Here is a 21572-nt window from a genome sequence, read left to right as displayed (position 1 = left end):
GCTGAATTACGGTGGCGTAAGGCCGGTGCGCCCGGTGCGGAGCCGGGCCTCCCGCGAGAGGCCGCAGGCGGGGTGCACCGATGCGTCCGGGGCAACAGTCACGCTCCCGTTTGGTTCAACCGCGTCGGGCGCCGGCGCTCAAGGGCCGCAACGGAAACGTGAACGTCACGGCCGCCGGGCCACGATCACCCGGCCGGGGACCTCGGCACCGTTTTCCCGGCGCGCGGCGGCCGGTTCGGAGCGTTCGAGGGCGAGGCCCGCCGCCGCCAGGGTGTCCCGCACCAGCGCGTCGCCGTGGGCGTAGCGCGCATCCGCACCCAGGATGAGCCCGTCGCCGGGATGCGACTGCACCGTGAAGGCGAAGCGCCCGCCCGGACGCAGGACGCGGGCGCCGCCCGCGACCATGCCGGAAAAGTCGCCCACGTAGATCATGACGTCGGCGGCGGTGACGCAATCGGCCGAACCGGCCTCCTCGGCGCCGAGCGCGGCGACGAGTTCGCCCTCCACGAGCCGGTGATAGAGGCCGCGCCGGCCGGCCTCGGCCAGCATGCCGGGCGAGAGGTCGATCCCGGTCAGGTGTTCCGGCCGGCCCGCGAGGGCGGCCCCGACGAGCCCCGTGCCGCAGCCCAGATCGATCACCCGCCCGAGGGCCGCCCCCGGGCCCGCCACGGCATCAACGGCATCGACCACGAGGGCGTGCCCGCGATAGGACAGCCCCTCCACGAGGTGGCGGTCGAAGCGCGGCGCGTAGGCGTCGAACAGCGCCCGGACATAGCCCGGCGAGATCGCGGTGGCGGCCTCGCCGGCGCCGATCCGCACCAGGGCGAGGCGGGCGCCCTGCGCGTCCTCGGGGTCGATGTCGAGGGCGGCGGCGTAGGCGCGCAGGGCCGCGTGGTGGTCGCCCGCCCGTCCGCTGCGCCGGTAGCGGGCCTCGCGGGCCCGGCCGAGGAGGAACCAGGCCGGGGCGAAACGGGGGGCGATCTCCAGGGTCTGCTCCGCCATCTCGGCGGCGCCGTCCGGGTCGCCGTCGTCGAGGCAGCCCTGGGCGTAGGCGTAGCGCCGGTCGGCGCGGAGGTCGCCGGAGGTGATCGTGCGGGACATGAGGCTGCGCGGGTGCGTCGGGCGCCCTATATGCCGCGCCGATGAGTTTCAGCGCCAGCGATCTTCTCACCCTGACCCGCGAGGGCCTGTACTGCCCGCTGGGCGGCTTCCATGTCGATCCGACCTGGCCGGTGCCGCGCGCCCTGATCACCCACGGGCATGCCGACCACGCCCGGGCCGGCCACGGTCGGGTGCTGGCCACGGGCGAGACCCTGCGGATCATGGCGGTGCGGTACGGGGCGGATTTCTGTCAGAGCCGACAGGAGGCGCCGCTGGGCCGGGAGATCCGCATCGGCGACGTCACCGTGCGCTTCGCGCCCGCCGGGCACGTGCTCGGCTCGGCCCAGATCGCGATCGAAGCCCGGGGCGTCCGGGTCGTCGTCTCGGGCGACTACAAGCGGGCCTACGATCCGACCTGCCTGCCCTTCGAGGTGGTGCCCTGCGACGTCTTCATCACCGAGGCGACCTTCGGCCTGCCGGTGTTCCGGATGCCGGACACCCGCGACGAGGTGCGAAAGCTTCTCGATTCCGTGGCCCTGTTCCCCGAGCGCGCCCATATCGTCGGCGCCTACGCGCTGGGCAAGGCGCAGCGCGTGATGGCGCTCCTGCGGGAGGCCGGCTACGACCGGCCGATCTACCTGCACGGCGCGATGGAGAAGCTGACCGAACTCTACAAGCAGGAGGGTATTCCGCTCGGCGAGACGCCGAAGGTGGTGGCGGCCGAGCGGGCCAAGCTGCACGGCGCCATCGTGCTCTGCCCGCCCTCGTCGATCCAGGACGTCTGGTCGCGCAAGTTCCCCGATCCCGTCACCTCCTTCGCCTCGGGCTGGATGCGGGTGCGCGCCCGGGCCCGCCAGAAGGGCGTCGAGCTGCCGCTCTGCATCTCCGACCATTCCGACTGGCCGGACCTCTGCCGCACCATCCTGGAGACCGGGGCCGGCGAGGTCTGGGTCACCCACGGGCAGGAGGATGCCCTGGTGCACTGGTGCGGGACGAAGGGCATCAAGGCCAAGCCCCTGCACCTGCTGGGCTACGGCGACGACGGGGAGGCCGAGCCGGCCGCCGCACCGGAGGAGGCCGCGTGAACGACTTCGCCCACCTCCTCGACCGCCTCGCCTACGAGCCGCGCCGCAACGCCAAGCTGCGCCTGCTGCAGGACTACTTCGCCCACGCCCCCGACCCGGAGCGCGGCTATGCGCTCGCCGCGATGACGGGCGGCCTGACCTTCCGCGAGGCCAAGGCCGCGATGATCCGGGGCTTGGTCGAGGCGCGCGTCGACCCGGTGCTGTTCGGGCTCTCGCACAACTACGTGGGCGATCTTGCCGAGACCACGGCCCTGATCTGGCCGGCGCCCGCGGCCTCGGCCGGTGAACCGGTGGTCGGCCCCGGCCACAACTACCCGCCGCCGCACGTGCCGACGCTGGCCGAGGTGGTCGAGACGCTGGGCACCGTGAGGAAGGCCGACCTGCCCGCCCGCATCGCTGAGTGGCTCGACGCGCTCGACGAGACCGGGCGCTGGGCGCTCCTCAAGCTCATCACCGGGGCGCTGCGCGTCGGCGTCTCGGCGCGGCTCGCCAAGACCGCCATCGGGGCCCTCGGCGGCCACGAGGCCGACGCCGTCGAGGAGGTCTGGCACGGGCTGGAGCCGCCCTACGCCACCCTGTTCGCCTGGGTCGAGGGCCGGGCGACGCGCCCCACCACCCTGAACCCGGCGCCGTTCCGGCCGCCGATGCTCTCCCACCCGATCGACGAGGCGGGCGATTTCGAGAAGCTCGACCCGGCGGCGTTCTCGGGTGAATGGAAGTGGGACGGCATCCGCGTCCAGCTCGTCGGGGGCCGCGACGCGGCCGGCGCACAGGTCGCCCGGATCTACTCGCGCACCGGCGAGGACATCTCCGGCGCCTTCCCGGATCTGGCCGAGGCCATCACCTTCTCGGGCGCCATCGACGGCGAATTGCTGATCCTGCGCGAGGGCCGCGTGCAGAGCTTCAACGTGCTCCAGCAGCGCCTCAACCGGAAGGTCGTGACCCCGAAGCTGCTCGAAGAGTTCCCCGCCCATGTCCGCGCCTACGACCTGATGCAGGCCGAGGGCGAGGACCTGCGCCCGCGGCCCTTCACCGAGCGCCGGGCGCGCCTCGAAGCCTTCGTGGCGGCCCTCGACCATGCCCGGATCGACCTCTCGCCCCTGGTGCCCTTCGCGACCTGGGAGGATCTGGCCGCGGCCCGCGCCGACCCTGCCGCTGTAGGGGCGGGCGCGGATGCCGACGCCATCGAGGGCATCATGCTGAAAGCCCGCGACAGCGCCTACCTGCCCGGCCGCCCCAAGGGGCCGTGGTGGAAGTGGAAGCGCGAGCCGTTCCGGGTCGACACCGTAATGATGTACGCCCAGCGGGGCCACGGGAAGCGCTCGTCGTTCTATTCCGACTACACCTTCGGGGTCTGGCGGGCGCGCGAGGACGGCGCGCCCGAGCTGGTGCCCGTCGGCAAGGCCTATCACGGCTTCACCGATGCCGAACTCCAGAAGCTCGACCGCTACGTCCGCAACAACACCACCAAGCGCTTCGGCCCGGTGCGCGAGGTCGCCTACGGGCTCGACCACGGCCTCGTGCTGGAGATCGCCTTCGAGGGCGTGCAGCGCTCGACCCGGCACAAGTCCGGGGTCGCCATGCGCTTCCCCCGGGTCGCCCGCATCCGCTGGGACAAGCCGGCGGCCGAGGCCGACCGGATCGACGCCCTGGAGACCATCCTGGCCCGGGGCGAGCGCGAGATCGCGCCGGGCGAGACCCTGAAGGAGGCGGAGGCATGAGGACGGCAGCCAGGATCGGCGCGCTGGAGGGGTTCTCCGCCGGGCCCGTGGAGCGGCAGGCCGGCGCGACCCTCACGGTCTCGACGCCCGGCCAGGGCTTCACCGACATCACCCGCGCGGTCGCGGAGTTCCTGGCCCGCAGCGGCATCGCGACGGGGCTCGTCACCGTGTTCTGCCGGCACACCTCGGCCTCCCTGACCATCCAGGAGAATGCCGACCCCGACGTGCAGACCGACCTCCTCACCGCCCTCGACGGGCTGGCGCCGCGCCACGCCGGCTACGTCCACGGCGCCGAGGGGCCGGACGACATGCCGGCCCATATCCGCACGATGATCACCGATTCCGCCCTCGTCGTGCCGGTGCGGGCGGGGCGCCTCGCGCTGGGCACCTGGCAGGGGATCTACCTCGTCGAGCACCGCGACCGGCCCCATGCGCGCACGATCGTGCTCCAGGCCGCCGGGGCCTGACAGCCTCAGCGCCGGATCAGGATCACCCCGCCGATCAGGAGCCCGACGCCGAGGAGCCGCGGCCCGTCCAGGGCGCGCTGGGCGAGGCCGAGCCAGCCGAAATGATCGAAGGCCACCGCGGCGAGCATCTGGCCGGTGACGAGGAGCGCCAGGAAGGTCGCCGCCCCCAGTTCGGGCACCAGGACGGTGGCGAGCGCGATGAAGACGGCGCCGAAGAATCCGCCGCTCCAGGCCCACCACGGGATCCGTGCGGCGAGACCCGCTGACGGCAGCGGATCGCGCAGGGCCAGCGCCAGCACCACCATGGACAGGAGGCCGACGAAGTAGCTCGCGAAGCCGGCCCAGGCGGAGGAACTCAGGGCGATCCGGAGATTCGCGATCAGGGCCTGCTGCACCACGATGCTGGCGCCCGCCATCACGGAGAGAGCCAGGGGAAGCAGGAGGTTGAGCATGGGCCTCGGGACCTGTTCGCGGGACGGGCGCCTTGACAACCATCCCGACGCCATGCCGTCAAATGACGGATCGGCGCGTATCCATGCAGGCGAGGCATGATCAACCCGGCGCATCTCGACCTTTTCCGCGCCGTGATGCGCCATGGCGGCATGACCCGGGCCGCCGCGGCCTTAGGGATCGGCCAGCCGCATGTGAGCCGGGCGATGGCCCAGCTCGAGGCCGAGACCGGCCTGACCCTGTTCGTGCGGGGGCACGGCATCGCCCGGCCGACTCCGGAGGGGGAGGCCTTCGCCCGCGAGGTCGAGCGCAGCTATGCCGGCCTCGAACAACTGACCCACGCCGCCCGGCAGATCCGCGAACTCGGCACCGGCCCCCTGCGCGTCGCCTGCCAGCCGTCCCTGGCCTCGCGCCTGCTGCCGCGGGCGATCCGGCGCCTCGTGGCCGAGCATCCGGGCGCCCGCGTCGCCGTCCACGTGCCGAGCCCCGACACGATCTGGGCCTGGGCCGCCTCGGGCCAGTGCGACCTCGGCCTCGCCCGCCCGCGCTCCGGCCATGCGGGGGTGACGGCGGAGCGCTTCCTGAACGTCGATGCGGTCTGCGCCGTGCCGCGCCGGCACCGGCTGGCCCGCCGCCGCGCCATCGGGGTGGACGACCTCGTCGGCGAGACCCTGATCGCCGGCGGGCCGGGCCTGTTCCAGGAGGCCGTCGAGGCGCGCTTCGCGGCGGCCGGCCACGTGCCGCGCTTCCCCCTGATGGCCCAGTACACGGCGGCGCGCTGCGGCCTCGTCGCCGAGGGGCTGGGCCTCGCGATCGTCGATCCGGTCCCGGCCGGCGAACTCACCGGCCTGCCGATCGTGCTGCGCCCGTTCCGGCCGGCCCTGCCCATCGAGACGACGCTGGTCCGCCCGGCGGGGCGGCCGCCGGGGCGCCTCGCGGAGCGCCTGGTCGACCTCCTCCGCCTGGAGCGCGACGCGCTGGTCTCGGAGCCGACCCTCGCCGGCGATTGAGACCTGCGACCCGGACCGAACTCACGTCCGATCGCCCGGTTCTCAGAAGATCGGCAATCCCCAACCGTACGTGGGAGAGATGCGATGAAAGCCCTCGTCTGGCACGGCACTCAGGACATCCGCTGCGACTCCGTCCCCGATCCGCGGATCGAGGACGACCGGGACGCGATCATCAAGGTCACGGCCTGCGCGATCTGCGGCTCGGACCTGCACCTCTACGACCACGTCATGCCCGGCATGGAGAAGGGCGACGTCATGGGCCACGAGTTCATGGGCGAGGTGGTGGAGACGGGGAAGGGCGTGAACGGCGCTCTGCGCAAGGGCGAGCGGGTGGTGATCCCGTTCACGATCATCTGCGGCCAGTGTGACCAGTGCCGTCGCGGCTTCTTCTCGGTCTGCGAGCGCTCGAACCGCAACAAGCATCTGGCCGACAAGGCCTTCGGGCACACCACGGCGGGCCTGTTCGGCTACACCCACCTCACCGGCGGCTACCAGGGCGGACAGGCCGAGTACGTCCGCGTGCCCTTCGCCGACAAGACCCACATCAAGGTGCCGGACGGGCTCACCGACGAGCAGGTGCTGTTCCTCGGCGACATCTTCCCCACCGGCTGGCAGGCGGCGGTGCAGGCCGACATCCAGCCCACCGACACGGTGGCGATCTGGGGCGCGGGCCCCGTCGGCCAGATGACGATCCGCTCGGCGCTCCTCCTCGGCGCCCGGCAGGTGGTGTGCATCGACAGCGTGCCCGAGCGCCTGGAGATGGCCCGGGCGGGCGGCGCCATCACCATCGACAATACCCAGGAGAGCGTGGTCGAGCGCCTCAACGAACTGACCGGCGGCAAGGGGCCGGAGAAGTGCATCGACGCCGTCGGCATGGAGGCCCATTCACCGCGCGCGCTCGAACAGGCCTACGACCGCGTCAAGCAGGCGGTGATGCTGGAGAGCGACCGTCCCAGCGTTCTGCGCGAGATGATCTATGTCTGCCGTCCCGCCGGCATCCTGTCGATCCCCGGCGTCTATGGCGGCCTCGTCGACAAGATCCCGATGGGGGCCCTGATGAACAAGGGGCTGACGGTCCGCACCGGGCAGACCCACGTCAACCGCTGGACCGACGACCTCGTGAAGCGGATCGCCGACGGACAGATCGACCCCTCCTTCGTCATCACCCACCGGGCGGGGCTCGAACGAGGGCCGGAGATGTACAAGACCTTCCGCGACAAGAAGGACAACTGCATCAAGGTCGTGCTCCGGCCCTGAGCGCGTCCGTCCGCCCCGATCGAGGAGGTCCGCATGACCACATCCGCGTCCCGACCGAATCCGCCCGCCCGGCTGTCCTCGGACCGGCGCCGCCGGCCCGACCCGGCCACGCGCCAGGTGGCGCAGGGCCTCGGCTGGTTCTCCCTCGCCCTCGGCGTCACCGAGCTGACCTGCGGCGACGCCATCGCGCGCTGGCTCGGCATGCCCCGCGCCGGGGCGCTGGTGCGCGCCTACGGCTTACGCGAGATCGTCCAGGGGGCCGGCATCCTCGGCTCGCACGATCCGACGCCCTGGATCTGGGCCCGGGTGGCCGGCGACGTCCTCGACGTCGCCACCGTCCTGCCCGGCCTCACGGGCGATCCGCGCCACCGCGCCAACACCGCCATCGCCCTCGGCGCCCTGGCGGGCGTCGGCGTGATCGACGTGCTCTGCGCCCAGGCCCTGTCCGACGCCCCCCTGGCGCCCTCCGAGCGCGTCCGGGCCGATTACCGAAGCCGGAGCGGCTATCCGAAGAGCATCGCCGCGGCCCGCGGTGCCGCGCGCGGCGTCCGGCCCCCGGACTTCACGACGCCGGAGGCGCTGAGGGCCTGGACTTAGCCGTCGGCGCCGGCGCCGACGGCTAAGTCCAGGCCCTCAGCGCCTCCGGCGTCGTGAAGTCCGGGGGCCGGACGCCGCGCGCGGCACCGCGGGCCGCGGCGATGCTCTTCGGATAGCCGCTCCGGCTTCGGTAATCGGCCCGGACGCGCTCGGAGGGCGCCAGGGGGGCGTCGGACAGGGCCTGGGCGCAGAGCACGTCGATCACGCCGACGCCCGCCAGGGCGCCGAGGGCGATGGCGGTGTTGGCGCGGTGGCGCGGATCGCCCGTGAGGCCGGGCAGGACGGTGGCGACGTCGAGGACGTCGCCGGCCACCCGGGCCCAGATCCAGGGCGTCGGATCGTGCGAGCCGAGGATGCCGGCCCCCTGGACGATCTCGCGTAAGCCGTAGGCGCGCACCAGCGCCCCGGCGCGGGGCATGCCGAGCCAGCGCGCGATGGCGTCGCCGCAGGTCAGCTCGGTGACGCCGAGGGCGAGGGAGAACCAGCCGAGGCCCTGCGCCACCTGGCGCGTGGCCGGGTCGGGCCGGCGGCGCCGGTCCGAGGACAGCCGGGCGGGCGGATTCGGTCGGGACGCGGATGTGGTCATGCGGACCTCCTCGATCGGGGCGGACGGACGCGCTCAGGGCCGGAGCACGACCTTGATGCAGTTGTCCTTCTTGTCGCGGAAGGTCTTGTACATCTCCGGCCCTCGTTCGAGCCCCGCCCGGTGGGTGATGACGAAGGAGGGGTCGATCTGTCCGTCGGCGATCCGCTTCACGAGGTCGTCGGTCCAGCGGTTGACGTGGGTCTGCCCGGTGCGGACCGTCAGCCCCTTGTTCATCAGGGCCCCCATCGGGATCTTGTCGACGAGGCCGCCATAGACGCCGGGGATCGACAGGATGCCGGCGGGACGGCAGACATAGATCATCTCGCGCAGAACGCTGGGACGGTCGCTCTCCAGCATCACCGCCTGCTTGACGCGGTCGTAGGCCTGTTCGAGCGCGCGCGGTGAATGGGCCTCCATGCCGACGGCGTCGATGCACTTCTCCGGCCCCTTGCCGCCGGTCAGTTCGTTGAGGCGCTCGACCACGCTCTCCTGGGTATTGTCGATGGTGATGGCGCCGCCCGCCCGGGCCATCTCCAGGCGCTCGGGCACGCTGTCGATGCACACCACCTGCCGGGCGCCGAGGAGGAGCGCCGAGCGGATCGTCATCTGGCCGACGGGGCCCGCGCCCCAGATCGCCACCGTGTCGGTGGGCTGGATGTCGGCCTGCACCGCCGCCTGCCAGCCGGTGGGGAAGATGTCGCCGAGGAACAGCACCTGCTCGTCGGTGAGCCCGTCCGGCACCTTGATGTGGGTCTTGTCGGCGAAGGGCACGCGGACGTACTCGGCCTGTCCGCCCTGGTAGCCGCCGGTGAGGTGGGTGTAGCCGAACAGGCCCGCCGTGGTGTGCCCGAAGGCCTTGTCGGCCAGATGCTTGTTGCGGTTCGAGCGCTCGCAGACCGAGAAGAAGCCGCGACGGCACTGGTCACACTGGCCGCAGATGATCGTGAACGGGATCACCACCCGCTCGCCCTTGCGCAGAGCGCCGTTCACGCCCTTCCCCGTCTCCACCACCTCGCCCATGAACTCGTGGCCCATGACGTCGCCCTTCTCCATGCCGGGCATGACGTGGTCGTAGAGGTGCAGGTCCGAGCCGCAGATCGCGCAGGCCGTGACCTTGATGATCGCGTCCCGGTCGTCCTCGATCCGCGGATCGGGGACGGAGTCGCAGCGGATGTCCTGAGTGCCGTGCCAGACGAGGGCTTTCATCGCATCTCTCCCACGTACGGTTGGGGATTGCCGATCTTCTGAGAACCGGGCGATCGGACGTGAGTTCGGTCCGGGTCGCAGGTCTCAATCGCCGGCGAGGGTCGGCTCCGAGACCAGCGCGTCGCGCTCCAGGCGGAGGAGGTCGACCAGGCGCTCCGCGAGGCGCCCCGGCGGCCGCCCCGCCGGGCGGACCAGCGTCGTCTCGATGGGCAGGGCCGGCCGGAACGGGCGCAGCACGATCGGCAGGCCGGTGAGTTCGCCGGCCGGGACCGGATCGACGATCGCGAGGCCCAGCCCCTCGGCGACGAGGCCGCAGCGCGCCGCCGTGTACTGGGCCATCAGGGGGAAGCGCGGCACGTGGCCGGCCGCCGCGAAGCGCGCCTCGACGGCCTCCTGGAACAGGCCCGGCCCGCCGGCGATCAGGGTCTCGCCGACGAGGTCGTCCACCCCGATGGCGCGGCGGCGGGCCAGCCGGTGCCGGCGCGGCACGGCGCAGACCGCATCGACGTTCAGGAAGCGCTCCGCCGTCACCCCCGCATGGCCGGAGCGCGGGCGGGCGAGGCCGAGGTCGCACTGGCCCGAGGCGGCCCAGGCCCAGATCGTGTCGGGGCTCGGCACGTGGACGGCGACGCGGGCGCCCGGATGCTCGGCCACGAGGCGCCGGATCGCCCGCGGCAGCAGGCGCGAGGCCAGGGACGGCTGGCAGGCGACGCGCAGGGGGCCGGTGCCGAGTTCGCGGATCTGCCGGGCGGCGTGGGTCAGTTGTTCGAGGCCGGCATAGCTGCGCTCGACCTCGCGGGCGAAGGCCTCCCCCTCCGGAGTCGGCCGGGCGATGCCGTGCCCCCGCACGAACAGGGTCAGGCCGGTCTCGGCCTCGAGCTGGGCCATCGCCCGGCTCACATGCGGCTGGCCGATCCCTAAGGCCGCGGCGGCCCGGGTCATGCCGCCATGGCGCATCACGGCGCGGAAAAGGTCGAGATGCGCCGGGTTGATCATGCCTCGCCTGCATGGATACGCGCCGATCCGTCATTTGACGGCATGGCGTCGGGATGGTTGTCAAGGCGCCCGTCCCGCGAACAGGTCCCGAGGCCCATGCTCAACCTCCTGCTTCCCCTGGCTCTCTCCGTGATGGCGGGCGCCAGCATCGTGGTGCAGCAGGCCCTGATCGCGAATCTCCGGATCGCCCTGAGTTCCTCCGCCTGGGCCGGCTTCGCGAGCTACTTCGTCGGCCTCCTGTCCATGGTGGTGCTGGCGCTGGCCCTGCGCGATCCGCTGCCGTCAGCGGGTCTCGCCGCACGGATCCCGTGGTGGGCCTGGAGCGGCGGATTCTTCGGCGCCGTCTTCATCGCGCTCGCCACCGTCCTGGTGCCCGAACTGGGGGCGGCGACCTTCCTGGCGCTCCTCGTCACCGGCCAGATGCTCGCCGCGGTGGCCTTCGATCATTTCGGCTGGCTCGGCCTCGCCCAGCGCGCCCTGGACGGGCCGCGGCTCCTCGGCGTCGGGCTCCTGATCGGCGGGGTGATCCTGATCCGGCGCTGAGGCTGTCAGGCCCCGGCGGCCTGGAGCACGATCGTGCGCGCATGGGGCCGGTCGCGGTGCTCGACGAGGTAGATCCCCTGCCAGGTGCCCAGCGCGAGGCGCCCCGCCCGCACCGGCACGACGAGGGCGGAATCGGTGATCATCGTGCGGATATGGGCCGGCATGTCGTCCGGCCCCTCGGCGCCGTGGACGTAGCCGGCGTGGCGCGGCGCCAGCCCGTCGAGGGCGGTGAGGAGGTCGGTCTGCACGTCGGGGTCGGCATTCTCCTGGATGGTCAGGGAGGCCGAGGTGTGCCGGCAGAACACGGTGACGAGCCCCGTCGCGATGCCGCTGCGGGCCAGGAACTCCGCGACCGCGCGGGTGATGTCGGTGAAGCCCTGGCCGGGCGTCGAGACCGTGAGGGTCGCGCCGGCCTGCCGCTCCACGGGCCCGGCGGAGAACCCCTCCAGCGCGCCGATCCTGGCTGCCGTCCTCATGCCTCCGCCTCCTTCAGGGTCTCGCCCGGCGCGATCTCGCGCTCGCCCCGGGCCAGGATGGTCTCCAGGGCGTCGATCCGGTCGGCCTCGGCCGCCGGCTTGTCCCAGCGGATGCGGGCGACCCGGGGGAAGCGCATGGCGACCCCGGACTTGTGCCGGGTCGAGCGCTGCACGCCCTCGAAGGCGATCTCCAGCACGAGGCCGTGGTCGAGCCCGTAGGCGACCTCGCGCACCGGGCCGAAGCGCTTGGTGGTGTTGTTGCGGACGTAGCGGTCGAGCTTCTGGAGTTCGGCATCGGTGAAGCCGTGATAGGCCTTGCCGACGGGCACCAGCTCGGGCGCGCCGTCCTCGCGCGCCCGCCAGACCCCGAAGGTGTAGTCGGAATAGAACGACGAGCGCTTCCCGTGGCCCCGCTGGGCGTACATCATTACGGTGTCGACCCGGAACGGCTCGCGCTTCCACTTCCACCACGGCCCCTTGGGGCGGCCGGGCAGGTAGGCGCTGTCGCGGGCTTTCAGCATGATGCCCTCGATGGCGTCGGCATCCGCGCCCGCCCCTACAGCGGCAGGGTCGGCGCGGGCCGCGGCCAGATCCTCCCAGGTCGCGAAGGGCACCAGGGGCGAGAGGTCGATCCGGGCATGGTCGAGGGCCGCCACGAAGGCTTCGAGGCGCGCCCGGCGCTCGGTGAAGGGCCGCGGGCGCAGGTCCTCGCCCTCGGCCTGCATCAGGTCGTAGGCGCGGACATGGGCGGGGAACTCTTCGAGCAGCTTCGGGGTCACGACCTTCCGGTTGAGGCGCTGCTGGAGCACGTTGAAGCTCTGCACGCGGCCCTCGCGCAGGATCAGCAATTCGCCGTCGATGGCGCCCGAGAAGGTGATGGCCTCGGCCAGATCCGGGAAGGCGCCGGAGATGTCCTCGCCGGTGCGCGAGTAGATCCGGGCGACCTGTGCGCCGGCCGCGTCGCGGCCCCCGACGAGCTGGACGCGGATGCCGTCCCACTTCCATTCACCCGAGAACGCCGCCGGGTCGAGCTTCTCGAAATCGCCCGCCTCGTCGATCGGGTGGGAGAGCATCGGCGGCCGGAACGGCGCCGGGTTCAGGGTGGTGGGGCGCGTCGCCCGGCCCTCGACCCAGGCGAACAGGGTGGCGTAGGGCGGCTCCAGCCCGTGCCAGACCTCCTCGACGGCGTCGGCCTCGTGGCCGCCGAGGGCCCCGATGGCGGTCTTGGCGAGCCGCGCCGAGACGCCGACGCGCAGCGCCCCGGTGATGAGCTTGAGGAGCGCCCAGCGCCCGGTCTCGTCGAGCGCGTCGAGCCACTCAGCGATGCGGGCGGGCAGGTCGGCCTTCCTCACGGTGCCCAGCGTCTCGACCACCTCGGCCAGCGTCGGCACGTGCGGCGGCGGGTAGTTGTGGCCGGGGCCGACCACCGGTTCACCGGCCGAGGCCGCGGGCGCCGGCCAGATCAGGGCCGTGGTCTCGGCAAGATCGCCCACGTAGTTGTGCGAGAGCCCGAACAGCACCGGGTCGACGCGCGCCTCGACCAAGCCCCGGATCATCGCGGCCTTGGCCTCGCGGAAGGTCAGGCCGCCCGTCATCGCGGCGAGCGCATAGCCGCGCTCCGGGTCGGGGGCGTGGGCGAAGTAGTCCTGCAGCAGGCGCAGCTTGGCGTTGCGGCGCGGCTCGTAGGCGAGGCGGTCGAGGAGGTGGGCGAAGTCGTTCACGCGGCCTCCTCCGGTGCGGCGGCCGGCTCGGCCTCCCCGTCGTCGCCGTAGCCCAGCAGGTGCAGGGGCTTGGCCTTGATGCCCTTCGTCCCGCACCAGTGCACCAGGGCATCCTCCTGCCCGTGGGTGACCCAGACCTCGCCGGCCCCGGTCTCCAGGATGGTGCGGCAGAGGTCCGGCCAGTCGGAATGGTCGGAGATGCAGAGCGGCAGCTCGACGCCCTTCTGGCGGGCCCGGGCGCGCACCCGCATCCAGCCCGAGGCGAAGGAGGTGACGGGATCGGGGAACTTGCGCGACCAGACGTCCTGGATCGACGAGGGCGGGCAGAGCACGATGGCGCCGTGCAGCTTGGCCCGCTCGGCCGCCACCACCTTCGGCGTCTCGCCGAGCGGAATACCCTCCTGCTTGTAGAGTTCGGTCAGCTTCTCCATCGCGCCGTGCAGGTAGATCGGCCGGTCGTAGCCGGCCTCCCGCAGGAGCGCCATCACGCGCTGCGCCTTGCCCAGCGCGTAGGCGCCGACGATATGGGCGCGCTCGGGGAACAGGGCCACGGAATCGAGAAGCTTTCGCACCTCGTCGCGGGTGTCCGGCATCCGGAACACCGGCAGGCCGAAGGTCGCCTCGGTGATGAAGACGTCGCAGGGCACCACCTCGAAGGGCAGGCAGGTCGGATCGTAGGCCCGCTTGTAGTCGCCCGAGACGACGACCCGGACGCCCCGGGCTTCGATCGCGATCTGGGCCGAGCCGAGCACGTGCCCGGCGGGCGCGAAGCGCACGGTGACGTCGCCGATGCGGATCTCCCGGCCCAGCGGCGCCTCCTGTCGGCTCTGACAGAAATCCGCCCCGTACCGCACCGCCATGATCCGCAGGGTCTCGCCCGTGGCCAGCACCCGACCGTGGCCGGCCCGGGCGTGGTCGGCATGCCCGTGGGTGATCAGGGCGCGCGGCACCGGCCAGGTCGGATCGACATGGAAGCCGCCCAGCGGGCAGTACAGGCCCTCGCGGGTCAGGGTGAGAAGATCGCTGGCGCTGAAACTCATCGGCGCGGCATATAGGGCGCCCGACGCACCCGCGCAGCCTCATGTCCCGCACGATCACCTCCGGCGACCTCCGCGCCGACCGGCGCTACGCCTACGCCCAGGGCTGCCTCGACGACGGCGACCCGGACGGCGCCGCCGAGATGGCGGAGCAGACCCTGGAGATCGCCCCCCGTTTCGCCCCGGCCTGGTTCCTCCTCGGCCGGGCCCGCGAGGCCCGCTACCGGCGCAGCGGACGGGCGGGCGACCACCACGCGGCCCTGCGCGCCTACGCCGCCGCCCTCGACATCGACCCCGAGGACGCGCAGGGCGCCCGCCTCGCCCTGGTGCGGATCGGCGCCGGCGAGGCCGCCACCGCGATCTCGCCGGGCTATGTCCGGGCGCTGTTCGACGCCTACGCGCCGCGCTTCGACCGCCACCTCGTGGAGGGGCTGTCCTATCGCGGGCACGCCCTCGTGGTCGATGCCGTTGATGCCGTGGCGGGCCCGGGGGCGGCCCTCGGGCGGGTGATCGATCTGGGCTGCGGCACGGGGCTCGTCGGGGCCGCCCTCGCGGGCCGGCCGGAACACCTGACCGGGATCGACCTCTCGCCCGGCATGCTGGCCGAGGCCGGCCGGCGCGGCCTCTATCACCGGCTCGTGGAGGGCGAACTCGTCGCCGCGCTCGGCGCCGAGGAGGCCGGTTCGGCCGATTGCGTCACCGCCGCCGACGTCATGATCTACGTGGGCGACTTTTCCGGCATGGTCGCGGGCGGCGCCCGCGTCCTGCGTCCGGGCGGGCGCTTCGCCTTCACGGTGCAGTCGCATCCCGGCGACGGGCTCATCCTGGGTGCGGATGCGCGCTACGCCCACGGCGACGCGCTGGTGCGGGACACCCTGGCGGCGGCGGGCCTCGCCCTCGAACGCTCCGAACCGGCCGCCGCGCGCCGGGAAAACGGTGCCGAGGTCCCCGGCCGGGTGATCGTGGCCCGGCGGCCGTGACGTTCACGTTTCCGTTGCGGCCCTTGAGCGCCGGCGCCCGACGCGGTTGAACCAAACGGGAGCGTGACTGTTGCCCCGGACGCATCGGTGCACCCCGCCTGCGGCCTCTCGCGGGAGGCCCGGCTCCGCACCGGGCGCACCGGCCTTACGCCACCGTAATTCAGCCGCCGCACGGGACGGAGGACAGCAGACCTATGGCAGAGACGCAGAACAAGTCGTTTCCGGCGAGTGCCGCGACGCGCATCCCCTTCGCGCTGGCACTCTCGGCCGTGGCGGGTTGCGCCGATTCCATCGGCTTCCTCGAATTCTCGCAGCTCTTCATGTCGTTCATGAGCGGCAACACGACGCGCTTCGGCGTCTCGGTCAGCCGGTTCGACTGGGAGAGCACGTCGCGCGTCGCCTCGGTCATCGTGCTGTTCTGCTTCGGCGCCTTCGCCGGCACGCTCATCGCGGCCTGGGTCGGGCGCTGGCGACTCTCGGTGCTGCTCCTGCTGCAATCGGTGCTCCTCACCATCGGGCTCATCGTGCCCCACGGCACCTTCGCGTTCCCGCTCCACGCCTATCCGATCGTCATCGCGCTCGGCCTGCAGAACGCGACGCTGCAGGACGAGGGCGGACGCAGCCTCGCGCTCACCTACGTCACCGGCGCGGTGGTGCGGTTCGGCACCGGGCTCGCCAACCTGATGCTCGGCACGGTGGCGCCCTCGTTCTGGATCCAGGCGCCGCTCTGGGCGGCCCTGAGCACCGGCGCGGTGATCGGCGGCTTCCTGCAGATGCGCTACGGCGAGGATGCCTTCCTGTTCCCCGCCGCGGTCTCGGCGCTCCTGGCCGTCATCGCCCTGGTGCTGACCATCCTGAAGCCGGGCAGCCGCTACGTCAGCGGCGAGGTCGAGACCCATCCGCCGGACGGCACGGCGGCGGCCAGGATCTAGGGCCGGCCGATCTAGTCCGCGCTGCTGCCGCGCAGCCGCTTGGTGGCGCTCCGCTTCGACTTCTCGTCGAGGCGGCGCTTCTTCGAGGCGAGGGTCGGGCGCGTGGCGCGCCGGGGCGTCGGCGGCACCGCCGCCTCGGCCACGAGCGCGGCCAGGCGCTCGCGGGCATCGGCCCGGTTGCGGTCCTGGGTCCGGAAGCGCTGGGCGCTGATCACGATCACCCCGTCGACGGTGAGGCGCCGCCCCGCCAGCCGCATCAGGCGCACCGCCACCGCGTCCGGCAGGGAGGCCGAGCGCCGGGCATCGAAGCGCAGCTGCACCGCCGTCGAGAGCTTGTTGACGTTCTGTCCGCCGGGGCCCGAGGCGCGCACGAAGGTCTCTTCCAGCTCCGCCTCGTCGATGGCGATGTGGGGCGTGCACTGCAGGGCCACGGCGGCGTCTCTCGCGGTCTCGGCCTCAGGACGCTTCGGCCGGCGTGCGGGCGCGCACCGCCAGGGCGTGGAGCCCGCGCGCGAAGGCCGGCGCGAGGGCGGCATTGACGAGGCGATGGCGCTCGACCCGGCTCTTGCCCTCGAAGGCGGCCGCGACCACGTCCAGGCGGAAATGCGTCTCGCCCTCGGGCCGCGCCCCCGCATGGCCCGCATGGAGGTGCGATTCGTCGACCACCGCCAGGTCCTGCGGCGCCAGTTGCGTCCGCAGCGTGTCGGTGATCCAGTCCTTCAGGGTCACGGTCTCGGTCATCGCGGGCGTCTCCTCGTTTTCTTCGTCCCCGGGCTCCGGCGCCCGGCCTCGCGCGTCAACCCCCGAACACCGCATGCGGCATCAGGCCCGCCGCCCTTGTGTCTCCGACCCGCCCCCTCATAATCGCCCCATCATGGATCTCAACTCGCCCCTGTTCGACAGCATCCGCATCAAGCCGTCCTGCGACGAGCCGAAGACGGCTGCGACCCAGACCTGCGAGACCCCCGGGTGCAAGAACCCCGGGCTCTACCGCGCGCCGAAGGGCCGCAAGGCGGAGGGGCAGTACTGGCGCTTCTGCATGGACCACGTGCGCGCCTACAACGCCACGTACAACTACTTCGACGGCATGAACGATGCCGCCGTGCAGGCCTTCCAGAAGGACGCGATCATCGGGCACCGCCCGACCTGGGCGATGGGCGTGAACCCGGCCACCGCCGGCGAGCGCGGCAAGGCGGCGCCCAAGCGCGACTGGGCCTATGTCGACCCGCTGGACATCCTGCGCGCCGAGGGCGTCGGCGAGACCGCCCGGCGCAAGGCCGCGCCGGAGCCGCGCCGGCCCCGCCACTCGGCCGCGACCCTGAAGGCCCTCGACGTGCTCGGCCTCGACGAGAACGCGGATTCGGCCGCCATCAAGGCGCAGTACAAGACCCTGGTGAAGCGCTTCCATCCCGACGCCAATGGCGGCGACCGCTCGTTCGAGGAGCGCCTGCGCGACATCATCCGGGCCCACGATGCCCTGCGCGCCGCCGGGCTCTGCTGACGCGGCGGCCGCCGCGCCCGCGCGGTTCCGGCACGATCGATGCACGTTTTCCGGGGCTCCCCTGCTCCCGGTGGGGCGGCAATTGCCGGGCGAGGCCCTATATGCAGCGCTGACACCCCTTGGCGCCGCCCGGTGCCGACCTTTAGATGGCGGTCGCGCGCGGTTCATCCTCCCCGGACCGCCAGACCCCGAAGTCCGACACAGCCCGCGTGTTCCGTGACACCCCCACGGCACCCGCGCCCCGACGAGGTCCTTATGCTTTCTGACGTCTCGCCCGCCTCGCTCCCCGACCGGGAAGTCTCCGTCCGAGAGGCCTTCGGCATCGACCTCGACCTCCGGGTCCCGGCCTTCTCGCAGAGCGAGGAGCACGTGCCGGACCTCGACCCGGACTACATCTTCGACCGGGAGACCACCCTGGCGATCCTGGCGGGCTTCGCCCGCAACCGCCGCGTGATGGTCACCGGCTACCACGGCACCGGCAAGTCGACCCATATCGAGCAGGTGGCCGCGCGCCTCAACTGGCCCTGCATCCGGATCAACCTCGACAGCCACGTCTCGCGCATCGACCTCGTCGGCAAGGACGCGATCGTGCTGCAGGACGGCAAGCAGGTCACCGCCTTCCAGGACGGCATCCTGCCCTGGGCGCTGCAGAACAACGTCGCCCTGGTCTTCGACGAGTACGATGCCGGCCGGCCCGACGTGATGTTCGTGATCCAGCGCGTGCTGGAGCTCTCGGGGCGCCTGACGCTCCTCGACCAGAAGCGCGTGATCCGCCCCCACCCGGCCTTCCGCCTGTTCGCCACCGCCAACACGGTGGGTCTGGGCGACACGTCCGGCCTCTATCACGGCACCCAGCAGATCAACCAGGGCCAGATGGACCGCTGGTCGATCGTCACCACCCTGAACTACCTCGCCCATGACCGCGAGGTCGACATCGTGCTGTCGAAGGCGGCGCATTACCAGCGCGACGGCGGCCGCGACATCGTCAACCGCATGGTGCGCGTGGCGGACCTCACCCGCAACGCGTTCATGAACGGCGACCTCTCCACCGTCATGAGCCCGCGCACGGTGATCACCTGGGCCGAGAACGCCGACATCTTCCAGGACATCGGCTTCGCCTTCCGGGTGACCTTCCTCAACAAGTGCGACGAGCTGGAGCGCACCCTCGTGGCGGAGTTCTACCAGCGTGCCTTCGGCAAGGACCTGCCGGAGAGCGCCTCGAACGTCGCCCTGAGCTGACCCCCTCCCGTCCGTTTCGAGGAAACCGTCGACCCGCATGTCGATCTCCAACCGCAAGCCCGGCGACCGGCGCGAGCCCGTCGCCGAACCGCTCAAGCGCTCGGTGGCGGGGTGCCTGCGCGCCATCGCCAAGCGCGCCGAGATCGAGGTGGTCTATGCCAGCGACCGTCCGGCCCTGACCGGCGACAAGGCGCGGCTGCCCGAACCGCCGCGCAAGCTGACCCCCGAGGACGTGGCGATCCTGCGCGGCAACGCCGATTCGATGGCCCTGCGGCTCGGCTGCCACGACGTCGCCGTGCACCGCCGGCTGGCGCCGGAGAATGCCGGCGCCCGGGCGGTCTTCGACGCGGTCGAGCAGGCCCGCGTCGAGGCCATCGGCTCGCGGCGCATGGCCGGCGTCGCCTCGAACCTCTCGGCCATGCTGGAGGACCGCTACCATCGCGGCGGCAAGTACGAGGACATCACCGACCGGGCCGACGCCCCGATGGAGGATGCCGTCGCCCTGATGGTGCGCGAGCGCCTGACCGGTGCGGCGCCCCCGGAGGCGGCCCGCAAGATCGTCGACCTCTGGCGCTCCCACATCGAGGAGAAGGCCGGCACGAACCTCGACGGCCTGATCGGCTCCATCGAGAACCAGCGCGCCTTCGCCCGTTCGGTGCGCGATCTCCTCACCTCCCTCGACATGGCGGACGAGACGCCGTTCGACCCCGAGGACGACGAGAACGAGGACGAGAACGAGTCCCAGGACGACGAGCAGACCCCGAGCGAGGGCGAGGCCGAGGAGCAGTCCCAGGGCGACCGCTCCGAGATGGAGACCTCGCAGGAGGCCACCGACGAGCTGCAGGAGGGCGCCACCGAGGCCGCCGACGCCCCCTCGGGCGAGTTGCCGGACGAGGCCGAGAACGCCGATTCGGAGGAGGCTTCGGAAGCGTGGCGGCCGCCGTCGCAGAAGACCAACGAGCCGCGGGGCCCGGAATACAAGGTCTTCAACCCGCGCTTCGACGAGATCATCCACGCCGAGGACCTCTGCGACGTGGAGGAGCTCGCGCGCCTGCGCACCTATCTCGACAAGCAACTCGCCCATCTCCAGGGCGTGGTCGGGCGCCTCGCCAACCGGCTCCAGCGCCGGCTGCTGGCCCAGCAGAACCGCGCCTGGGACTTCGACCTCGAGGAGGGCCAGCTCGACCCCGCCCGCCTCGTGCGCGTGGTCACCGACCCATTCCAGCCGCTCTCGTTCAAGCGCGAGAAGGACACGAATTTTCGCGACACGGTGGTCACGTTGCTGCTGGACAATTCCGGCTCCATGCGCGGGCGCCCGATCACCGTGGCGGCGACCTGCGCCGACATCCTGGCGCGCACGCTGGAGCGCTGCGGCGTCAAGGTCGAGATCCTGGGCTTCACCACGCGGGCCTGGAAGGGCGGGCAGTCGCGCGAGGCGTGGCTGGCCGGCGGCAAGCCCAACACCCCGGGCCGGCTCAACGACCTGCGCCACATCGTCTACAAGAGCGCCGACGCGCCCTGGCGCCGGGCCCGCAAGAACCTCGGGCTGATGATGCGCGAGGGCCTGCTCAAGGAGAACATCGACGGCGAGGCGCTGGACTGGGCGCACAAGCGCCTGCTGGCCCGGCCCGAGCAGCGCAAGATCCTGATGGTGATCTCGGACGGCGCGCCGGTCGACGATTCGACGCTGTCGGTCAATCCCGGCAATTACCTCGAGCGCCACCTGCGCTGGATGATCGAGGACATCGAGACCCGCTCGCCGGTGGAGCTGCTGGCCATCGGCATCGGCCACGACGTGACGCGCTACTACCGCCGGGCCGTGACGATCATCGACGCGGAGGAACTCGGCGGCGCGATGACCGAGAAGCTCGCCGAGCTCTTCGAGGAGGATTCCGGCACGCCGGCGCCGCAGAAGCGGGCCGCCGGCGGGCGGCGCTAGCGCCTGTCAGGGATCGGCGGCAACCGGTTGTCCCGAAGGGACAACCGCCGAGCACAGACCCTGGCGGTCACGCCGCCCTCTGCGCCAGCGCGTCGAGGGCGGCCGCCACCGCCTCGGCATCGAGCCGGCGGATGACCGGCCCCGAGGTCCAGACCAGCAGCGGCACCACCCGGTGGCGCGGGTAGATCTCCGCCAGGAGCGCGGCGTAGAGGGCGATCTGCCCGGCTTCGGCGCGCGGCAGCGGCGCCCCGTCCCGCGGGGGCCGGCCCGTCTTGAAATCCGCGACCCAGACCGTGTCCCCGGTGATCGCCAGGCGGTCGACGCGGCCGAAGACCGGGCGCGAGACGCCGCCGACCACGACCCGCCCCGAAAGCGTCACCTCGGCCCGCGCCTCCGGCGCGAAGAGCGGCGCGAGGTCGGGTTCCCCGAACAGGTGCAGGGTCGCGGCCACGATCGCGTCCTGCCTGGCCCGGTCGAAACCGGGCGCACGCGCACGCACGAAGGCGGTCGCGGCGGCCTCCCGCTGGGCCGGCTCGATCCGCGGCAGGTGCTCCACCAGGGAATGGATCAGGGTCCCTCGCCGGCGCGCCTCGCTGTCGGCCTGCCGCTGCCCAGGCTCGCGGCGGGTATCGGCGGCCCCGAGGGCGCCGGACGGCGTCACCGGCGGAGCGGCCTCGACCTCGGCCGAAACGGGGGCCTCCAGCCAGGCCGGCAGCTCCGGCGGCGGG

At 72.5% G+C, this 21572-nt stretch carries 23 protein-coding genes; 12 read left to right on the top strand and 11 right to left on the bottom strand.

The annotated features are described in order from the left end of the window. Window positions 1–165 precede the first annotated feature (165 nt). Complete coding sequence (locus tag AC3WLN_RS18405; protein ID WP_492483642.1) at window positions 166–1101, bottom strand: class I SAM-dependent DNA methyltransferase; 936 nt, start codon at window positions 1099–1101, stop codon at window positions 166–168. A gap of 41 nt (window positions 1102–1142) precedes the next feature. Between AC3WLN_RS18405 and AC3WLN_RS18400 the strand changes: the two genes are divergently transcribed. Genes AC3WLN_RS18400 through AC3WLN_RS18390 form a run of 3 tightly spaced genes read left to right on the top strand, consistent with a single transcriptional unit; the run spans window position 1143 to window position 4374 of the window. After that, window positions 1143–2186 carry a ligase-associated DNA damage response exonuclease gene (locus tag AC3WLN_RS18400; RefSeq protein ID WP_492483644.1) on the top strand — a complete coding sequence of 348 codons (1044 nt, stop codon included), beginning with the start codon at window positions 1143–1145 and terminating at the stop codon, window positions 2184–2186. Beyond that, a complete protein-coding gene (locus AC3WLN_RS18395) occupies window positions 2183–3907 on the top strand; it encodes a cisplatin damage response ATP-dependent DNA ligase (protein ID WP_492483646.1) in 1725 nt (574 codons plus the stop codon). Before AC3WLN_RS18400 ends, AC3WLN_RS18395 begins: the two co-directional genes overlap by 4 nt. Continuing rightward, on the top strand, window positions 3904–4374 hold the full coding sequence (locus AC3WLN_RS18390) for a secondary thiamine-phosphate synthase enzyme YjbQ (RefSeq protein WP_463770991.1): 471 nt from the start codon (window positions 3904–3906) through the stop codon (window positions 4372–4374). Before AC3WLN_RS18395 ends, AC3WLN_RS18390 begins: the two co-directional genes overlap by 4 nt. Window positions 4375–4379: 5 nt before the next feature. Here the strand turns inward: AC3WLN_RS18390 and AC3WLN_RS18385 are convergent, their stop codons facing one another. Then, complete coding sequence (locus AC3WLN_RS18385; RefSeq protein ID WP_492483648.1) at window positions 4380–4826, bottom strand: DMT family transporter; 447 nt, start codon at window positions 4824–4826, stop codon at window positions 4380–4382. A 96-nt stretch (window positions 4827–4922) separates the two neighbouring features. Here AC3WLN_RS18385 and AC3WLN_RS18380 point away from each other — a divergent pair, with 96 nt between their 5' ends. The 3 genes from AC3WLN_RS18380 to AC3WLN_RS18370 all read left to right on the top strand — a co-directional run bounded on the left by AC3WLN_RS18380 (window position 4923) and on the right by AC3WLN_RS18370 (window position 7688). Further along, window positions 4923–5834, top strand: a complete 912-nt coding sequence (locus AC3WLN_RS18380; protein ID WP_492483650.1) for a LysR family transcriptional regulator — start codon at window positions 4923–4925, stop codon at window positions 5832–5834. 84 nt (window positions 5835–5918) lie between these two features. Then, complete coding sequence (locus AC3WLN_RS18375) at window positions 5919–7091, top strand: zinc-dependent alcohol dehydrogenase (protein WP_492483652.1); 1173 nt, start codon at window positions 5919–5921, stop codon at window positions 7089–7091. Between the two features lie 33 nt (window positions 7092–7124). Beyond that, window positions 7125–7688, top strand: a complete 564-nt coding sequence (locus AC3WLN_RS18370) for a cyclase dehydrase (RefSeq protein WP_492483653.1) — start codon at window positions 7125–7127, stop codon at window positions 7686–7688. Window positions 7689–7710: 22 nt separating this feature from the next. Here AC3WLN_RS18370 and AC3WLN_RS18365 read toward each other — a convergent pair whose 3' ends face one another. The 3 genes from AC3WLN_RS18365 to AC3WLN_RS18355 all read right to left on the bottom strand — a co-directional run bounded on the left by AC3WLN_RS18365 (window position 7711) and on the right by AC3WLN_RS18355 (window position 10476). Further along, the gene (locus tag AC3WLN_RS18365) at window positions 7711–8274 is read right to left on the bottom strand and encodes a cyclase dehydrase (RefSeq protein ID WP_492483653.1); all 564 of its coding nucleotides are present in this window, start codon (window positions 8272–8274) and stop codon (window positions 7711–7713) included. Window positions 8275–8307: 33 nt separating this feature from the next. After that, the gene (locus AC3WLN_RS18360; protein ID WP_492483652.1) at window positions 8308–9480 is read right to left on the bottom strand and encodes a zinc-dependent alcohol dehydrogenase; all 1173 of its coding nucleotides are present in this window, start codon (window positions 9478–9480) and stop codon (window positions 8308–8310) included. 84 nt (window positions 9481–9564) lie between these two features. Next, on the bottom strand, window positions 9565–10476 hold the full coding sequence (locus AC3WLN_RS18355; RefSeq protein ID WP_492483650.1) for a LysR family transcriptional regulator: 912 nt from the start codon (window positions 10474–10476) through the stop codon (window positions 9565–9567). A gap of 96 nt (window positions 10477–10572) precedes the next feature. Here AC3WLN_RS18355 and AC3WLN_RS18350 point away from each other — a divergent pair, with 96 nt between their 5' ends. Beyond that, window positions 10573–11019 (top strand): DMT family transporter, encoded by a 447-nt coding sequence (locus AC3WLN_RS18350; protein WP_492483648.1) that lies wholly within the window; start codon window positions 10573–10575, stop codon window positions 11017–11019. Window positions 11020–11024: 5 nt separating this feature from the next. Here the strand turns inward: AC3WLN_RS18350 and AC3WLN_RS18345 are convergent, their stop codons facing one another. From AC3WLN_RS18345 to AC3WLN_RS18335, 3 genes are read right to left on the bottom strand one after another with little or no spacing between them, the layout of a single operon-like run. Beyond that, the gene (locus tag AC3WLN_RS18345) at window positions 11025–11495 is read right to left on the bottom strand and encodes a secondary thiamine-phosphate synthase enzyme YjbQ (RefSeq protein ID WP_463770991.1); all 471 of its coding nucleotides are present in this window, start codon (window positions 11493–11495) and stop codon (window positions 11025–11027) included. Beyond that, the gene (locus tag AC3WLN_RS18340; RefSeq protein ID WP_492483646.1) at window positions 11492–13216 is read right to left on the bottom strand and encodes a cisplatin damage response ATP-dependent DNA ligase; all 1725 of its coding nucleotides are present in this window, start codon (window positions 13214–13216) and stop codon (window positions 11492–11494) included. Before AC3WLN_RS18340 ends, AC3WLN_RS18345 begins: the two co-directional genes overlap by 4 nt. Continuing rightward, complete coding sequence (locus AC3WLN_RS18335) at window positions 13213–14256, bottom strand: ligase-associated DNA damage response exonuclease (protein ID WP_492483644.1); 1044 nt, start codon at window positions 14254–14256, stop codon at window positions 13213–13215. Before AC3WLN_RS18335 ends, AC3WLN_RS18340 begins: the two co-directional genes overlap by 4 nt. 41 nt (window positions 14257–14297) lie before the next feature. Between AC3WLN_RS18335 and AC3WLN_RS18330 the strand changes: the two genes are divergently transcribed. Together AC3WLN_RS18330 and AC3WLN_RS18325 are read left to right on the top strand one after the other, a co-directional pair. Continuing rightward, entirely contained in the window at window positions 14298–15233 is a 936-nt protein-coding gene (locus tag AC3WLN_RS18330; protein WP_492483642.1) for a class I SAM-dependent DNA methyltransferase, read from the top strand. A 194-nt stretch (window positions 15234–15427) separates the two neighbouring features. Continuing rightward, the gene (locus AC3WLN_RS18325) at window positions 15428–16165 is read left to right on the top strand and encodes a YoaK family protein (protein ID WP_492483640.1); all 738 of its coding nucleotides are present in this window, start codon (window positions 15428–15430) and stop codon (window positions 16163–16165) included. A gap of 11 nt (window positions 16166–16176) precedes the next feature. On the opposite strand, the gene arfB is transcribed toward AC3WLN_RS18325, so the two are convergent. Both arfB and AC3WLN_RS18315 read right to left on the bottom strand, forming a co-directional pair. Further along, on the bottom strand, window positions 16177–16596 hold the full coding sequence (arfB, locus tag AC3WLN_RS18320) for an alternative ribosome rescue aminoacyl-tRNA hydrolase ArfB (protein WP_492483638.1): 420 nt from the start codon (window positions 16594–16596) through the stop codon (window positions 16177–16179). A 25-nt stretch (window positions 16597–16621) separates the two neighbouring features. Beyond that, window positions 16622–16906: a BolA family protein gene (locus AC3WLN_RS18315; RefSeq protein ID WP_492483636.1), complete on the bottom strand. Its 285-nt coding sequence runs from the start codon at window positions 16904–16906 to the stop codon at window positions 16622–16624. 133 nt (window positions 16907–17039) lie between these two features. Here AC3WLN_RS18315 and AC3WLN_RS18310 point away from each other — a divergent pair, with 133 nt between their 5' ends. From AC3WLN_RS18310 to cobT, 3 genes are all read left to right on the top strand, one after another. Then, window positions 17040–17666 (top strand): J domain-containing protein, encoded by a 627-nt coding sequence (locus AC3WLN_RS18310; protein ID WP_055947709.1) that lies wholly within the window; start codon window positions 17040–17042, stop codon window positions 17664–17666. Window positions 17667–17921: 255 nt separating this feature from the next. Next, on the top strand, window positions 17922–18905 hold the full coding sequence (gene cobS / locus AC3WLN_RS18305; protein ID WP_056214992.1) for a cobaltochelatase subunit CobS: 984 nt from the start codon (window positions 17922–17924) through the stop codon (window positions 18903–18905). Between the two features lie 37 nt (window positions 18906–18942). Next, the gene (gene cobT / locus AC3WLN_RS18300; protein ID WP_492483633.1) at window positions 18943–20844 is read left to right on the top strand and encodes a cobaltochelatase subunit CobT; all 1902 of its coding nucleotides are present in this window, start codon (window positions 18943–18945) and stop codon (window positions 20842–20844) included. A gap of 67 nt (window positions 20845–20911) precedes the next feature. On the opposite strand, the gene AC3WLN_RS18295 is transcribed toward cobT, so the two are convergent. Next, window positions 20912–21572: PD-(D/E)XK nuclease family protein (locus AC3WLN_RS18295; RefSeq protein ID WP_492483630.1), on the bottom strand; the 661-nt coding region annotated here is incomplete at its 5' end.

It is taken from the genome of Methylobacterium sp. FW306-05-D, from assembly GCF_058782155.1.
This window is presented reverse-complemented; position numbering and strand designations above follow the sequence as displayed.

Excerpts from the sequence above, each read along its gene's own strand:
- AC3WLN_RS18405 (WP_492483642.1), bottom strand. The coding sequence starts at position 1,101 with ATGTCCCGCACGATCACCTCCGGCGACCTCCGCGCCGACCGGCGCTAC.
- AC3WLN_RS18400 (WP_492483644.1), top strand. The coding sequence starts at position 1,143 with ATGAGTTTCAGCGCCAGCGATCTTCTCACCCTGACCCGCGAGGGCCTG.
- AC3WLN_RS18390 (WP_463770991.1), top strand. The coding sequence starts at position 3,904 with ATGAGGACGGCAGCCAGGATCGGCGCGCTGGAGGGGTTCTCCGCCGGG.
- AC3WLN_RS18385 (WP_492483648.1), bottom strand. The coding sequence starts at position 4,826 with ATGCTCAACCTCCTGCTTCCCCTGGCTCTCTCCGTGATGGCGGGCGCC.
- AC3WLN_RS18380 (WP_492483650.1), top strand. The coding sequence starts at position 4,923 with ATGATCAACCCGGCGCATCTCGACCTTTTCCGCGCCGTGATGCGCCAT.
- AC3WLN_RS18375 (WP_492483652.1), top strand. The coding sequence starts at position 5,919 with ATGAAAGCCCTCGTCTGGCACGGCACTCAGGACATCCGCTGCGACTCC.
- AC3WLN_RS18370 (WP_492483653.1), top strand. The coding sequence starts at position 7,125 with ATGACCACATCCGCGTCCCGACCGAATCCGCCCGCCCGGCTGTCCTCG.
- AC3WLN_RS18365 (WP_492483653.1), bottom strand. The coding sequence starts at position 8,274 with ATGACCACATCCGCGTCCCGACCGAATCCGCCCGCCCGGCTGTCCTCG.
- AC3WLN_RS18360 (WP_492483652.1), bottom strand. The coding sequence starts at position 9,480 with ATGAAAGCCCTCGTCTGGCACGGCACTCAGGACATCCGCTGCGACTCC.
- AC3WLN_RS18355 (WP_492483650.1), bottom strand. The coding sequence starts at position 10,476 with ATGATCAACCCGGCGCATCTCGACCTTTTCCGCGCCGTGATGCGCCAT.
- AC3WLN_RS18350 (WP_492483648.1), top strand. The coding sequence starts at position 10,573 with ATGCTCAACCTCCTGCTTCCCCTGGCTCTCTCCGTGATGGCGGGCGCC.
- AC3WLN_RS18345 (WP_463770991.1), bottom strand. The coding sequence starts at position 11,495 with ATGAGGACGGCAGCCAGGATCGGCGCGCTGGAGGGGTTCTCCGCCGGG.
- AC3WLN_RS18335 (WP_492483644.1), bottom strand. The coding sequence starts at position 14,256 with ATGAGTTTCAGCGCCAGCGATCTTCTCACCCTGACCCGCGAGGGCCTG.
- AC3WLN_RS18330 (WP_492483642.1), top strand. The coding sequence starts at position 14,298 with ATGTCCCGCACGATCACCTCCGGCGACCTCCGCGCCGACCGGCGCTAC.
- AC3WLN_RS18325 (WP_492483640.1), top strand. The coding sequence starts at position 15,428 with ATGGCAGAGACGCAGAACAAGTCGTTTCCGGCGAGTGCCGCGACGCGC.
- AC3WLN_RS18315 (WP_492483636.1), bottom strand. The coding sequence starts at position 16,906 with ATGACCGAGACCGTGACCCTGAAGGACTGGATCACCGACACGCTGCGG.
- AC3WLN_RS18310 (WP_055947709.1), top strand. The coding sequence starts at position 17,040 with ATGGATCTCAACTCGCCCCTGTTCGACAGCATCCGCATCAAGCCGTCC.
- cobS (WP_056214992.1), top strand. The coding sequence starts at position 17,922 with ATGCTTTCTGACGTCTCGCCCGCCTCGCTCCCCGACCGGGAAGTCTCC.
- cobT (WP_492483633.1), top strand. The coding sequence starts at position 18,943 with ATGTCGATCTCCAACCGCAAGCCCGGCGACCGGCGCGAGCCCGTCGCC.